General features: G+C 40.6%; 17 protein-coding genes. 16 read left to right on the plus strand and 1 reads right to left on the minus strand.

Annotation, left to right across the window (positions count from 1 at the left end; all coding sequences use genetic code 11):
• Window positions 1–4 precede the first annotated feature (4 nt).
• Complete coding sequence (gene plsB / locus GQR39_RS15830) at window positions 5–2,443, minus strand: glycerol-3-phosphate 1-O-acyltransferase PlsB (RefSeq protein ID WP_165736104.1); 2,439 nt, start codon at window positions 2,441–2,443, stop codon at window positions 5–7.
• Between the two features lie 417 nt (window positions 2,444–2,860).
• Here plsB and rpsJ point away from each other — a divergent pair, with 417 nt between their 5' ends.
• The 16 genes from rpsJ to hfq all read left to right on the plus strand — a co-directional run bounded on the left by rpsJ (window position 2,861) and on the right by hfq (window position 13,314).
• A complete protein-coding gene (gene rpsJ, locus GQR39_RS15835) occupies window positions 2,861–3,172 on the plus strand; it encodes a 30S ribosomal protein S10 (RefSeq protein ID WP_002957900.1) in 312 nt (103 codons plus the stop codon).
• Between the two features lie 27 nt (window positions 3,173–3,199).
• A complete protein-coding gene (gene rplC / locus GQR39_RS15840; RefSeq protein WP_002957898.1) occupies window positions 3,200–3,835 on the plus strand; it encodes a 50S ribosomal protein L3 in 636 nt (211 codons plus the stop codon).
• A 17-nt stretch (window positions 3,836–3,852) separates the two neighbouring features.
• Window positions 3,853–4,458 (plus strand): 50S ribosomal protein L4, encoded by a 606-nt coding sequence (rplD, locus tag GQR39_RS15845; protein WP_002957897.1) that lies wholly within the window; start codon window positions 3,853–3,855, stop codon window positions 4,456–4,458.
• On the plus strand, window positions 4,455–4,757 hold the full coding sequence (gene rplW, locus GQR39_RS15850; RefSeq protein WP_002957896.1) for a 50S ribosomal protein L23: 303 nt from the start codon (window positions 4,455–4,457) through the stop codon (window positions 4,755–4,757). Before rplD ends, rplW begins: the two co-directional genes overlap by 4 nt.
• Before the next feature lie 15 nt (window positions 4,758–4,772).
• Complete coding sequence (gene rplB / locus GQR39_RS15855; protein ID WP_002957895.1) at window positions 4,773–5,597, plus strand: 50S ribosomal protein L2; 825 nt, start codon at window positions 4,773–4,775, stop codon at window positions 5,595–5,597.
• Between the two features lie 15 nt (window positions 5,598–5,612).
• On the plus strand, window positions 5,613–5,891 hold the full coding sequence (gene rpsS, locus GQR39_RS15860; RefSeq protein WP_004588689.1) for a 30S ribosomal protein S19: 279 nt from the start codon (window positions 5,613–5,615) through the stop codon (window positions 5,889–5,891).
• Window positions 5,892–5,904: 13 nt separating this feature from the next.
• Window positions 5,905–6,237, plus strand: a complete 333-nt coding sequence (gene rplV / locus GQR39_RS15865) for a 50S ribosomal protein L22 (protein WP_002957892.1) — start codon at window positions 5,905–5,907, stop codon at window positions 6,235–6,237.
• Between the two features lie 11 nt (window positions 6,238–6,248).
• Window positions 6,249–6,950, plus strand: coding sequence for a 30S ribosomal protein S3 (gene rpsC, locus GQR39_RS15870; protein WP_002957891.1), 702 nt, complete (start codon window positions 6,249–6,251; stop codon window positions 6,948–6,950).
• A 12-nt stretch (window positions 6,951–6,962) separates the two neighbouring features.
• Window positions 6,963–7,376, plus strand: coding sequence for a 50S ribosomal protein L16 (gene rplP / locus GQR39_RS15875; RefSeq protein ID WP_002957890.1), 414 nt, complete (start codon window positions 6,963–6,965; stop codon window positions 7,374–7,376).
• Window positions 7,376–7,567 (plus strand): 50S ribosomal protein L29, encoded by a 192-nt coding sequence (rpmC, locus tag GQR39_RS15880; RefSeq protein ID WP_002957889.1) that lies wholly within the window; start codon window positions 7,376–7,378, stop codon window positions 7,565–7,567. Before rplP ends, rpmC begins: the two co-directional genes overlap by 1 nt.
• Window positions 7,567–7,824 (plus strand): 30S ribosomal protein S17, encoded by a 258-nt coding sequence (gene rpsQ / locus GQR39_RS15885; protein ID WP_002957888.1) that lies wholly within the window; start codon window positions 7,567–7,569, stop codon window positions 7,822–7,824. The genes rpmC and rpsQ overlap by 1 nt, the downstream gene beginning before the upstream one ends.
• A 497-nt stretch (window positions 7,825–8,321) precedes the next feature.
• Window positions 8,322–8,789: a tRNA (adenosine(37)-N6)-threonylcarbamoyltransferase complex ATPase subunit type 1 TsaE gene (gene tsaE / locus GQR39_RS15890; RefSeq protein ID WP_007586392.1), complete on the plus strand. Its 468-nt coding sequence runs from the start codon at window positions 8,322–8,324 to the stop codon at window positions 8,787–8,789.
• A 27-nt stretch (window positions 8,790–8,816) separates the two neighbouring features.
• On the plus strand, window positions 8,817–10,160 hold the full coding sequence (locus GQR39_RS15895) for an N-acetylmuramoyl-L-alanine amidase (protein ID WP_165736105.1): 1,344 nt from the start codon (window positions 8,817–8,819) through the stop codon (window positions 10,158–10,160).
• Window positions 10,161–10,196: 36 nt separating this feature from the next.
• Window positions 10,197–12,044, plus strand: coding sequence for a DNA mismatch repair endonuclease MutL (mutL, locus tag GQR39_RS15900; protein ID WP_165736106.1), 1,848 nt, complete (start codon window positions 10,197–10,199; stop codon window positions 12,042–12,044).
• Window positions 12,045–12,054: 10 nt separating this feature from the next.
• Complete coding sequence (gene miaA, locus GQR39_RS15905) at window positions 12,055–12,972, plus strand: tRNA (adenosine(37)-N6)-dimethylallyltransferase MiaA (protein WP_165736107.1); 918 nt, start codon at window positions 12,055–12,057, stop codon at window positions 12,970–12,972.
• 78 nt (window positions 12,973–13,050) lie between these two features.
• Window positions 13,051–13,314, plus strand: coding sequence for an RNA chaperone Hfq (gene hfq / locus GQR39_RS15910; RefSeq protein WP_007586402.1), 264 nt, complete (start codon window positions 13,051–13,053; stop codon window positions 13,312–13,314).
• Window positions 13,315–13,329: the final 15 nt, after the last annotated feature.

A 13,329-nucleotide genomic window follows, 5' to 3' on the forward strand; every position in this document is an offset into this window, starting at 1 on the left:
AGTACTAATTACACTGATCTTGTACTATATCGCTGATTGACTGCCAGACGCGTGCTGGCAGTAATGTTTTAAGGTGTGCGTAGGTTTCGCAAAGTTGTGTACTGCCTACTAAGCCTTTATCACCCTCTGTTATTAACGACTCGCCACGTAAGTTATCAATAAAACTAACAAGTACTTTTTTATCAAAAAACTCAGGTGTTTTAATACCATGCAGTGTGCCTAAACGCTGTGCAAGTACTTGGCTCTCTCGTTCTAATTCTGCTTTTTCAATACCATCACTTGTTTGAATAAAACCAATCACAATAGCGTAACGTTGCAGAGTAAAACTAAGTGCTCGTCCAAGCATTTCAAGCTTAGCTAAGCAGTCATTACTGTTCGTTATATGAATGTTATCGCCATCAAACTCAATTAAATTTTGATCAGCAAAGTTAGCCAAAATACGCGTTATATAGTTTTCATCAAGAGGCTGTAAATACCATTCTTTAGCAAATAACGGATAAAACGTTTTTACAAGTTGCTGGCATTGCTCAATAGTTGTGCTGTGTTGTTTAAATAGGTGCAGCGCAATTAAGCTTGGTACTGCAAACAAGTGCAAAATATTGTTTCGGTAGTAATTAAACAGTACTTTTTCTTTATCGCTAATAGTAATAATTTCGCCAAATTCATCACTTATAACTTCAAACTTATTCAGCTTTAATGCATGCGTTAGTAATTGCTCTGGTGTTTCGTCTGGGGCTGTTACTTTATCGCTATAGCTGGCATCGCGTTGTAAGCGTAGATAAAAATCAAGTTGTGCTAATAGCTTTGGTTTACTCAACGCTTGTTTATCATTAACCAGCAATATCATCGCTAGTAAGTTAACCGCATTAAGCGCCGCAGCATTATTAATTTTAACCATTACTTGATCGGCAAGTTTAGTTACTTGTGAGGCTAACCATTGTGGTTTTTGCACGTCAGTAGGGTGTATTGAGTCACGCCAATCAGGTTGGTTATCGTTTAGGTATTGGTTAATTGAGATTGGATCACCAAAGTTTAAGTTACCACGACCGTAGTTTTTAAGGTTTTTAATTGCCTTAAAAATACCAAAGATGGATTCGCCTTTTTTATCTTTCCCATCCAGCTCTTTAAGATAGGTGTTAATTTCCATTACGTGTTCGTAGCCAATGTACACAGGAACGATAGATATTGGTCTGTCTATTCCGCGCAGCATTGCTTGTAATGTCATAGATAGCATACCTGTTTTAGGTGGAAGTAAGCGCCCAGTTCGGCTTCGACCGCCTTCCGTGTAAAACTTAACAGAGTAACCTTTAATAAACAGTTGGCTTAAATACTCTTTGAATATTGCAGAATAAAGTTTATTGCCTGCAAACGAGCGACGAATAAAGAATGCCCCAGAGCGTCTAAATATGCCACCGGCAGGGAAAAAGTTAAGATTTATACCTGCAGCTATATGTGGTGGAACTAAGCCTAAATGATAAATAGAGTAAGTAAGCAGTAAGTAATCCATATGACTGCGATGACAAGGCATATAGATTATTTCATGGCCTTTATCTGTTAGTTCATGAATTTGTTCTGCGTGTTTAATATCAATACCGTTATAGAGCTTATTCCATAACCAAGTTAAAAATCGCTCGGCCACACGTATCATTGCTTCAGAGTAATTAGCAGCTATCTCATCAAGTAGCTTAAGTGCATTTTGGCGGGCTTCTGTTTGGCTAATGTTTTTAGCTTTAGCTTCATCTTGAATTGCTTTTTTTATTGTAGGTGACGCTAATAATGAATTAAATAATTGTTCACGAGAGGGCATTTTAGGGCCTGTAGCAGCTAGCTTTTGGCGCTTAAAGTGAACACGTGCTACACGTAATAATTTATGTGGTAACTCGCTTACATCGGCTTTTTCATTGACTAAAAGCGATAAGTCGAGTGGTTGGCTAAAGCGAATAAAGTTGTCGCGTCCTGAAAACAACACCACAAAAAACTTTCTAAACCAGCTAGGAGTTAGAGAGTGCGTAATTAAAGTGCGTAGCCCCGGCTTTTCTTTACCCGGGTCGCGACCCCATAAAATAGTAACCGGAACCACTTGTACGTTTTGCTGCCCACTTTGTATTAGGTATTCAATAATTTGTTTACCTTGAGCTAAAGCATTGGTTGGCTTAGCTTCATCACCAAAAAGTGGTGGTGGATTTTTAATACCAATAAAACGGTCTAAATCTTGGTTACCTAATACTTGCTCTTCGGTTGGGCTAGGTAGACCATTTTTTTTACACGCATGTGCGAGAGCCGCTAAATCAAATCGTGAATTTAAACGCACTATATAAAATGTAGGGTACTCAGGGTTTAGATCATACTGTTTAATCGGATTTTCTGGCAGCACTTTGCTTTTTACAAATAAGCGGCTAAATCCAGCAGACATAACATTTAAACAATAATTAAAAATACGCATCGACTCACCATATTGAGAGTATTAAGGGCAAAATTAGCGCAGTAGGATACCATAATATCTAAAAATCCCTTAGTTTGCGTAATTAAGGTGTTAACTTGTTTATTGACTAACAGTAGAGGTATTAGTTCAAGTATAGCTAGTAAGCATGTATGGGTGCTTATTTAATCAAATTTATAGGCATTGTATTGTTTCTAAATAGTTGTTGCATTTATCACCAATACCTCTATAATACGCAGGCTTTCAAAATTCCTCTGGGAACTAGAAAGGATAAATTAAGCTTGGATTTCAAGCTAATAAACAGGAGTTCCGATTTGGAACTCAACGTAGATATAATCAAACAGCCGACATCTTAAGTTTTAAGATTGTTTCGGTCGTTTTTTTATGCTCTTTTATATGCTCTTTATATTGAGGTTAAGAATGTCAAATCAACGCATTCGTATTCGCCTAAAAGCTTTTGACCACCGTTTGATTGACCAATCAACGGCAGAAATCGTGGAAACTGCGAAACGCACTGGCGCACAAGTACGTGGTCCAATCCCACTACCTACACGCTTTGAACGTTTTACTGTACTAACTTCACCGCACGTTAATAAAGATGCGCGTGATCAGTACGAGATCCGCACCCATAAACGTCTGATAGACATCGTAGAACCAACTGACAAGACTGTAGACGCGCTTATGCGTTTAGATCTTGCTGCTGGTGTTGATGTTCAAATCAGCCTGGGTTAATCGAAAGATTAGAGAGGTTTTAGGAAAATGGCATTAGGTCTAGTCGGTCGTAAAGTGGGTATGACACGAATCTTCACTGAAGATGGTGTATCTATCCCTGTGACAGTTATTGAAGCGACACCTAACCGCATTGCTCAGATCAAATCTGACGCAACAGACGGTTATAACGCGCTTCAAGTAACCGCAGGCACTAAAAAAGCAAGTCGTGTAAACAAAGCTAAAGCGGGTCATTTCGCTAAAGCTGGTGTTGAAGCGGGTCGCGGTCTGTGGGAATTCCGCCTTAACGGTGGTGAAGGCGATTTTGAAGTAGGCGCTGAGCTTACTGTTGAATTATTCAACGAAATCAACAAGGTTGACGTAACCGGTACTTCTAAAGGTAAAGGTTTCCAAGGTGGTGTTAAACGCTGGAATTTCAGCATGCAAGACGCTACACATGGTAACTCTCTATCTCACCGTGCTCCTGGTTCAATCGGTCAAAACCAATCACCTGGTAAGGTGTTTAAAGGTAAGAAAATGGCCGGTCATATGGGTGCTGAGCGTGTAACGACTCAAAACTTAGAACTAGTTCGCGTTGACGCTGAGCGTAATTTGCTTTTAGTTAAGGGTGCAGTACCTGGAGCTATTGGCGGTGACGTTATCGTTAAACCAGCTGTTAAAGCATAAGTCCTGGAGATTTAGTGATGGAATTAGCAATTAAAGACGCTTCTGGCGGTCTTGAAGTTTCTGAAGCTACTTTTGGACGTGAGTTTAACGAAGCATTAGTACATCAAGTAGTTGTTGCATACGCAGCAGGTGCTCGTCAAGGTACTCGTGCTCAGAAGACACGTTCTGAAGTAAGCGGTGGTGGTAAAAAACCATGGGCTCAAAAAGGTACTGGCCGTGCACGTGCCGGTACAATCCGTAGCCCAATTTGGCGTTCAGGTGGCGTTAGCTTTGCAGCTAAACCACAAGACCACAGCCAAAAAGTAAACCGTAAAATGTACCGTGGTGCGATTAAAAGCATCTTATCTGAATTAGTTCGTCAAGAGCGTTTAATCGTTGTTGAAAGTTTTGCTCTAGCAGCACCAAAAACTAAAGAACTAGTTGCTAAGCTTAAAGAACTTGAGCTTAAAGATGTTCTTATCGTGACTGAAGAAGTAGATGAAAATCTTTTCTTATCGGCACGTAACCTTTATAAGGTTGACACACGTGATGTAGCTGGTATCGATCCTGTAAGCTTAATTGCTTTCGATAAGGTACTTATTACAGCCGCTGCTGTTAAGCAACTTGAGGAGGCGCTAGCATGATTCGCGAAGAACGTCTTTTAAAAGTGATCCTTGCTCCACATATCTCTGAAAAAAGCACAATTGCTGCTGAAGAAAACAATACTATTGTTTTTAAAGTAGTAAATGACGCAACTAAAGCTGAAATTAAAGTAGCAGTTGAGAAGCTTTTTGAAGTAGAAGTAACTGGTGTTCGCACACTTAACGTTAAGGGTAAAACAAAACGTACTGGCGCACGTTTCGGTCGTCGTAGCGACTGGAAGAAAGCTTACGTTACTCTTAAAGAAGGCAGCGAGCTAGACTTTGTCGGCGGCGCCGAGTAATAAGGGGATAGAATTATGGCACTTCAAAAGTGTAAGCCTACTTCTGCGGGCCGTCGTCACCTAGTTAAAGTGGTTAACTCTGATCTACATAAGGGTAAGCCATACGCACCACTTTTAGAGAAAAACTCTAAATCAGGTGGTCGTAATAACAATGGTCGTATTACGGTTCGTCATATCGGTGGTGGTCATAAACAACACTACCGTTTAATCGATTTTAAACGTACTAAAGATGGCATTCCAGCTACTGTTGAACGTTTAGAATACGATCCAAATCGTAGCGCAAACATCGCTCTTGTATTATATGCAGACGGTGAGCGTCGTTACATTATCGCACCTAAAGGCTTAAAAGCTGGCGATGCAATCCAGTCTGGTGTTGATGCACCAATCAAGCCTGGTAATGCATTACCAATGCGTAATATGCCTGTAGGTTCGACTGTTCACAACGTAGAATTAAAACCAGGTAAAGGTGCTCAAATCGCACGTTCTGCTGGTGCATACGTTCAAATCCTTGCTCGTGATGGTCAATATGTAACATTACGTCTTCGTTCAGGCGAAGTTCGTAAAGTTGAATCTGATTGTCGTGCGACTCTAGGTGAAGTAGGCAATGCTGAGCATATGCTTCGTTCACTTGGTAAAGCAGGTGCAAATCGCTGGCGTGGTATTCGTCCGACAGTTCGTGGTGTTGCCATGAACCCGGTAGATCACCCACACGGTGGTGGTGAAGGTCGTACATCTGGTGGTCGTCATCCTGTGTCTCCATGGGGTAAACCGACTAAAGGTGCGAAGACGCGTAAGAACAAGCGTACGGATAAATTTATAGTACGTCGTCGTACTAAGTAATATTGAGGAATAGCCATGCCACGCTCTCTCAAGAAGGGTCCTTTTATAGACCTACACTTGCTGAAGAAGGTAGAGAAAGCTTTGGAAAGCGGTGAGAAAAAGCCAATTAAAACTTGGAGCCGTCGTTCAATGATCATACCTAACATGATCGGATTGACCATTGCTGTCCATAATGGTCGCCAGCACGTACCAGTTTTCGTTTCTGACGAAATGATCGGTCACAAACTAGGTGAATTTGCACCAACTCGCACTTACCGTGGCCATGCTGCGGATAAGAAAGCGAAGAAACGATAAGAGGGGAAGATAAATGCAAGCATTAGCTAAACATAAATTCGCCTCTGGTTCGGCGCAAAAAGCACGTCTAGTTGCAGATCAGATCCGCGGGTTACCTGTAGATCGCGCACTAGAAATCCTGGCGTACAGCCCTAAGAAAGCGGCTGTATTAGTTAAGAAAGTACTTGAGTCTGCTATTGCTAACGCAGAGCATAACGAAGGTGCTGACATTGATGAGCTTCGTATAACAACGATCTTTGTGGACGATGGTCCTACAATGAAACGTATTATGCCTCGTGCTAAAGGACGCGCAGACCGCATCCTTAAGCGTACAAGCCATATCACTGTTATGGTTTCAGATAGCTAGGAGTATAAGTAATGGGACAAAAAGTTCATCCTACTGGTATTCGCCTAGGTATATCTAAACCTTGGGTTTCTACCTGGTACGCGAGTTCAAAAGATTTCTCTGCACAGCTTTTTGGCGATCACAAAGTTCGTACATTCCTTACTAAGGAATTGAAAACGGCTTCTGTGTCTAAAATCGTTATTGAGCGTCCAGCAAAATCAATCCGTGTAACAATTCATACGGCTCGTCCGGGTGTTGTTATCGGTAAAAAAGGCGAAGACGTAGAAAAATTACGTCAAGCGGTAACTAAAATCGCTGGTGTACCTGCTCAGATTAATATCTCTGAAGTACGTAAACCAGAACTAGATGCACAACTAGTAGCAGACGGCATTGCCTCTCAACTAGAACGTCGTGTTATGTTCCGTCGCGCTATGAAGCGTTCGGTACAAAATGCAATGCGCATCGGTTCTAAAGGGATTAAAGTTGAAGTTAGCGGTCGTCTTGGCGGCGCTGAAATCGCACGTTCAGAATGGTATCGTGAAGGTCGTGTACCTCTACATACTCTTCGTGCTGATATCGATTACGCAACTTCTGAAGCCTTAACCACTTATGGTATCATTGGTGTTAAAGTTTGGATCTTCAAAGGCGAAGTTATTGGTGGTTTACCACTAGTACAAGAGCAAGAGAAGCCAGCTAAACGCGCACCAAAGAAAGCCAAGAAAAGTGCTAAGTAGAGGTAGCGACTAATGTTACAGCCAAAACGTACAAAATTCCGTAAAATGCACAAAGGCCGCAACCGCGGTTTAGCGCAAAACGGTAACAAAGTAAGCTTCGGTACTTTCGGATTGAAAGCAACTGGCCGTGGCCGTATGACTGCTCGTCAAATCGAAGCAGCTCGTCGTGCTATGACGCGTCACGTGAAACGTCAAGGTAAAATCTGGATTCGTGTCTTCCCTGACAAACCGATTACAGAAAAACCTCTTGAAGTTCGTATGGGTAAAGGTAAAGGTTCTGTTGAATATTGGGTTGCTGAAATTCAGCCTGGTAAAGTACTTTACGAAATGGAAGGTGTTTCAGAAGAGCTTGCTCGTGAAGCATTCGACCTTGCTGCTCGTAAATTGCCATTCAAAACAACTTTCGTAACTCGGACGGTAATGTGATGAAAGCTAGCGAACTAAAAGACAAAAGCGTAGAAGAGCTTAATGCTGAACTTCTAGGACTACTTCGTGAGCAATTTAATATGCGCATGCAAGCTAGCACTGGTCAGTTAGCTCAGACACACACGCTAAGAACAGTACGCCGCGATATCGCGCGTGTAAAAACAGTTATTAACCAGAAGGCAGGTCAATAATGAGCGATAAAATTCGTACTCTTCAAGGCCGTGTAATCAGCGACAAGATGGAAAAATCTTTCACTATCGCTATCGCACGTTACGTGAAGCACCCAATCTATGGGAAATTCATTAAACGTACGACTAAGTTACACGTACATGACGAAAATAACACAGCAAAAGCGGGTGACGTAGTTACTATCCGTGAATGCGCACCAATTTCTAAGAATAAATCTTGGACTTTAGTAGACGTTATTTCTAGTCCAAAACAAGCTTAATTTTTTAATTAAGTTAGTTTTGTAAAAAAGCCCCGGCATTAGCTGGGGCTTTTTGTTTTTAAAGCACCTGCAAACAGTAAACTAGGATGAGCGGGTCACCTGGATTAGTCTTCTATCTGAAAATACAAAGTTATCTTGGGGAGTAGTGAGAGTTTCATGTACCAGTTACTTTTTTGCTAGCAGAACCATCTGCTGAATCAGAAGAAGTTAGATAATAAACTTACATATCTCAGTTAATTTAATGCCAACATGGGGTCATCTAATTCGTGGTGTTACTTTTCTTTTACTATCTTTTACTATCTTTTAGTCTGAGAACTCACTTACCTTATTTTATTACAATAATACAGTTTCAAAGTATCGAAAATAGACATCCATACACAACTTCTATCATTAGCTTATCTGGTTTTTTTATGTCTAAAACCTCAATTTATCGCCTTAAATTAATATTCTGGTATGATTAGCAAATATGCGCTTTTGAATGAATTTTTGAGGTAGTAATGACGCGTAGTTTTGAATTTCATTTGACTGATGAAGTAGCCACGGTCGCAATGGGTAATTGCGTTGCTGATATTATAGAGCAAGGTGCGGTTATTTATTTACATGGTGATTTAGGCGCTGGTAAAACAACGTTTACTCGAGGTGTAGTGCAAGGCTTTGGACATACAGGCAAAGTTAAAAGCCCAACGTATACACTTGTTGAACCTTATGAACTCGAGCGCGCAAATGTTTATCATTTTGATTTATACCGCTTAGGTGACCCTGAAGAGCTAGAATACATGGGAATACGCGATTATTTTTCACCAGATGCAATTTGCGTTGTTGAGTGGCCAGAAAAAGGTGGTGAATTTATTCCTGTGCCTGATTTAGATATTACTCTAAGCTATATGGGTAACGAACGTAAAATTGTTATTAATAGCGCCAGTGAGCGTGGTGTAGCAATTGTCGAAAAACTAAATAACAAATAATAATATAGTTAAGGCAGTAATTATCAAATGAGCCGAGGTGTAGTTAAACTCTTTATTTACCTTATGGTTATTACCATAAGCTTGCCGCTGTGGGCCAAAAATACAATTAATAGTGTACGCGTATGGCCGTCCCCTGATAGTACGCGTGTGGTATTTGATTTAAATGATAAGCCTGACTTTAGCTATTTCATGCTTAAAAACCCAAGCCGCTTAGTAATTGATTTAGAAAACACTAACGAGTTAAAAATACTACCAGGTGTACCACCAAAACATCAAATAGTGAGCAAGCTACGCTACTCAAAACCTAAAAATAAGCACAGTGTTCGGTTAGTGTTTGAATTAAACGCACCAGTAAAGCCAGTTGTATTTGCTTTAGCGCCTACAGGCCCTTATAAAAACAGGCTCGTTGTTGATTTATACAATAAAAGCCAAGCTGCCACAGTTGCTTCTCCTGCTCAAACAGCAGCTAAAAATCGCCAGTTAAGCCAAGAGCGCGATATTGTGATTGCAATTGATGCGGGTCATGGCGGCGAAGATCCAGGTTCAATTGGTCCATCTGGCACGTACGAAAAAACAGTAACACTGCAAATTGCAAAACGTTTAGAGCGCATGATAGATGGCGAACGTGGGATGATTTCGCGCATGGTACGAAGCGGTGACTACTTTGTAAAACTTAATACGCGTACCAATCGTGCTCGTGAAAAAAAGGCCGACTTTTTTGTCTCTATTCATGCTGATGCATTTACGAGCCCGGGACCAAATGGTGCCTCTGTTTGGGTGTTGTCGTTAAGGCGTGCTAATTCAGAGATAGGTAAATGGATAGAAGATAAAGAAAAGCACTCTGAGCTTTTAGGTGGCGCTGCGGATGTAATGAAAGATGCCGCTAACGAAAAATACTTAGCGCAAGCATTACTTGATATGTCGATGGATCACTCTATGAAAACCGGCTTAAACGTAGCTGACGAAGTGGTTAAAGAGTTACGTAAAGTTGCTAAGCTGCATAAAAAAGATCCCCAACATGCGAGTCTTGCTGTACTTAAATCACCAGATATCCCATCAATTTTAGTAGAAACAGGGTTTATATCTAACCCACGAGAAGAAAAGCTGCTTAAAAGTGCTAACCATCAAGAGCGTTTGGCTAAAGCTATATTTACTTCAATTAAAAATTACTATTTAAAAAATCCACCTGATGACTCTTTATTTGCTAAATTAAAGTCGCAATATCCAACAAAGCACAAGGTACGCCCGGGTGAATCTTTAAGTATGTTGGCGAGTCGCTATGGCATTACAGTCACTGAATTAAAACAAGTTAATAAGCTTAGCTCTAATACTTTGTTTATTGGGCAAGAGCTCGATATACCACAAAGTTAGTCATTATTATTAGCGCAATGCTTGCTAGGAAATCTCATGAATATTGAAATATTACCCGCGCGTTTAGCTAACCAAATTGCCGCAGGCGAAGTGGTTGAGCGCCCAGCGTCGGTAGTAAAAGAGCTAGTCGAAAACAGTTTAGATGCTGGCGCTACACGTATTCAGATAGATATAGAGCGTGGCGGTCATAAGCTTATTCGTATACGTGATAACGGTTCAGGGATAAGTAAAGATGAGCTAACGCTCGCGCTTTCTCGTCACGCTACGAGTAAATTAAAATCTCTAGATGACCTTGAAAATATTTGTTCACTTGGTTTTAGGGGGGAAGCGCTTGCGTCAATTAGCTCTGTATCGCGTTTAACGCTGAGCTCAAAACCAAAAGATCAAGAAGCTGCTTGGCAAGCATTTGCAGAAGGTCGCGATATGGCCGTGCAAGTAAAGCCAGTAGCGCACCCTGATGGCACAACCATTGAAGTAAAAGATTTATTTTTTAACACCCCAGCTCGTCGTAAATTCTTGCGTACCGAAAAAACTGAATTTAGCCATATTGATGAGTTGATAAAGCGTATTGCGCTTAGTCGCTTTGATGTCTCTATTACACTAACTCACAACGAAAAAGTAGTAAGGCAGTATCGTGCGAAGACAGATCCCTCTCAGGCTATTACACGTGTAGCGCAAGTTGCAGGTAAGGCTTTTGCTGAGCAAGGTTTGCATATTCAATCAGGAGAGGGTGGCTTACAGCTGCATGGTTGGGTGCTACCTGTAGGGTCAGCTAATACGACTCAGTATACTTATGTTAATAATCGTATGATGCGCGATAAACTTATTCTGCATGCTATACGCCAGGCATTTGAAGAAGTAAGCGGAACACAAGAATTACCCGGTTTTGTCATTTATATTGATATAGACCCTCGGCAGGTTGATGTAAATGTTCATCCAGCTAAGCATGAAGTGCGTTTTCATCAAGGGCGCTTAATTCATGACTTTATATTACAGGCTATTAAGCAAGTGGTAGTGCCGCTGCAAGGTGAGTTTACGAATGAACCGCTTAGCTCTGAGGTGGAATCTGCGCCTGTGTTTATGGGGTCAGCGCATAGTAGTTCTAATGATACAAAAGCGGATGGAGTATTTGATTACCCTAAATCGCAATTACAGCCCTCTTACTATGGAAGTGCTGGTAGTTCGTCATCAGGTACTAGAAGTGTTGGCGGTGGCGGGGCATACCGTGCTACACCAAGTACAAGCCATCATGATGTAAACGCGTTTTATCAAGGTGTGAGTGAGCAACATGCTGCGCATTTTGATAATGTAGCAAACATACCTGTAGCACAACACCAGTTAGAGTCTGCGCATAATGTTTTAAAGACAGTTTCAATCATCAGTGTTAATGAAGGTGCGTGTATATTTAGTGTTGAGCAGCAATTGTATTGCTCACATTTCAAATATGCATTGGTAGATGATTGGCATAATCAAATTAAAGAGTCCGGAAGTTTAGAAGGGAAAGCCCTTTTGCTGCCCGTAAGAGTAAACTTATCAAAAGAAGATTGCTTACTTATAGAAGCTCAGCAATCGTGGTTTACTTTACTTGGTTTTGAACTCGTAATAGAAAAACAGTTTGTAATGGTTAAAAAATTGCCAGCGTGCTTATATTTACTTGATGTAAGTACAGCGATAGGTGAGCTACTTGATGGGTGTAAAACAGGGCTTGAAAATATAGAGAATTGGTTAGAGTGGCAGATAAAATGTGTACCTCCCCGGTTTTATTTAAGCAATGTGTTTTTAGCGCAACAAATGCGCTTACAAAATAATCCGCAAACTATTGAACGCTTACGCGAAAAAGCAGTTAAAATAGAGCTAAATCACTATTTAATGCAATTAGATTAAGGTATCAGTGTTGAGTAATTTACCAGTCATATTTTTAATGGGTCCAACTGCTGCTGGTAAAACAGCATTGGCAATCTCACTGTGCGAGCATTTAAATACAGAAATAATCAGCGTTGATTCAGCGTTAGTGTATAAAGATATGAACATTGGTACTGCAAAACCCGATGCAGAAGAACTTGCTAAAGCTCCGCATCATCTGATCGACTTACTTGACCCGAGTGAAACATATTCAGTTGCTGATTTTAGGCGCGATGCAGTACAAAAAATTGACGAATTTCATAGACAAGGTAAAGTGCCTGTATTGGTTGGAGGTACAATGTTGTACTTTAAATCTTTAATTGATGGTTTATCGCCTTTGCCTGAAGCAGATACAGTAATAAGATCAGAGCTAGAAGCACAAGCTAAAGAATTTGGCTGGCCTCATTTATATGAAGAATTAGTTAAAGTTGACCCAAAAGCAGCTGAAAAAATAAGTGAGAATGACTCACAAAGAATTAATCGAGCTTTAGAGGTTTACAGGTTAACTGGTAAGACCATGACTGAGTTGCAAAAGCAAAAACAGCCGGCTTTACCTTATACTTTTCATCAATTTGCGATTGCACCGCAAGAACGTAGCGAATTACATCGCCGAATTGAAGAAAGGTTTAAAATAATGATTGATCAGGGGTTTGAAAATGAAGTTTCGACCCTATATCTACGTAAGGATTTACACCCCAATATGCCTTCTATTCGTTGTGTTGGTTATAGACAAATGTGGGATTACCTTGCGGGTGAAACAAGCCATGATGAAATGGTTTTTCGTGGCATCGCAGCAACACGTCAATTGGCAAAACGTCAGTTAACGTGGCTTCGTAGCTGGCCTGATGTTACTTGGTTAACAACGGGTGACGAAGAAAACTTGCATCGTGTAGTAAGTTCGCTAAGCTAGTAGTAGTTGAATATTGTTTTTTATCAAATAAGTTCAGCCACTTAATTATAATAACACCTAGAACGAAGGAACAATAACATGGCAAAAGGCCAATCGTTACAAGACCCATTTTTGAATGCACTACGACGTGAGCGCATTCCAGTATCAATCTTTTTGGTAAATGGCATAAAATTACAAGGCAAAATTCAGTCATTTGACCAATTTGTTATTTTACTAGAGAACACCGTAAATCAAATGGTTTATAAGCATGCAATTTCAACAGTTGTCCCTGCTCGCGCAGTTAACTTCCAAGCAGTTCAAGGGAGTGAAGACACTGAAGAACCAGAAGCTGGTAACTTTTAATTAGGAGCATAATGT

This window comes from Pseudoalteromonas sp. C8 (assembly GCF_011378685.1).
Classification (GTDB): Bacteria; Pseudomonadota; Gammaproteobacteria; order Enterobacterales; family Alteromonadaceae; genus Pseudoalteromonas; species Pseudoalteromonas arctica.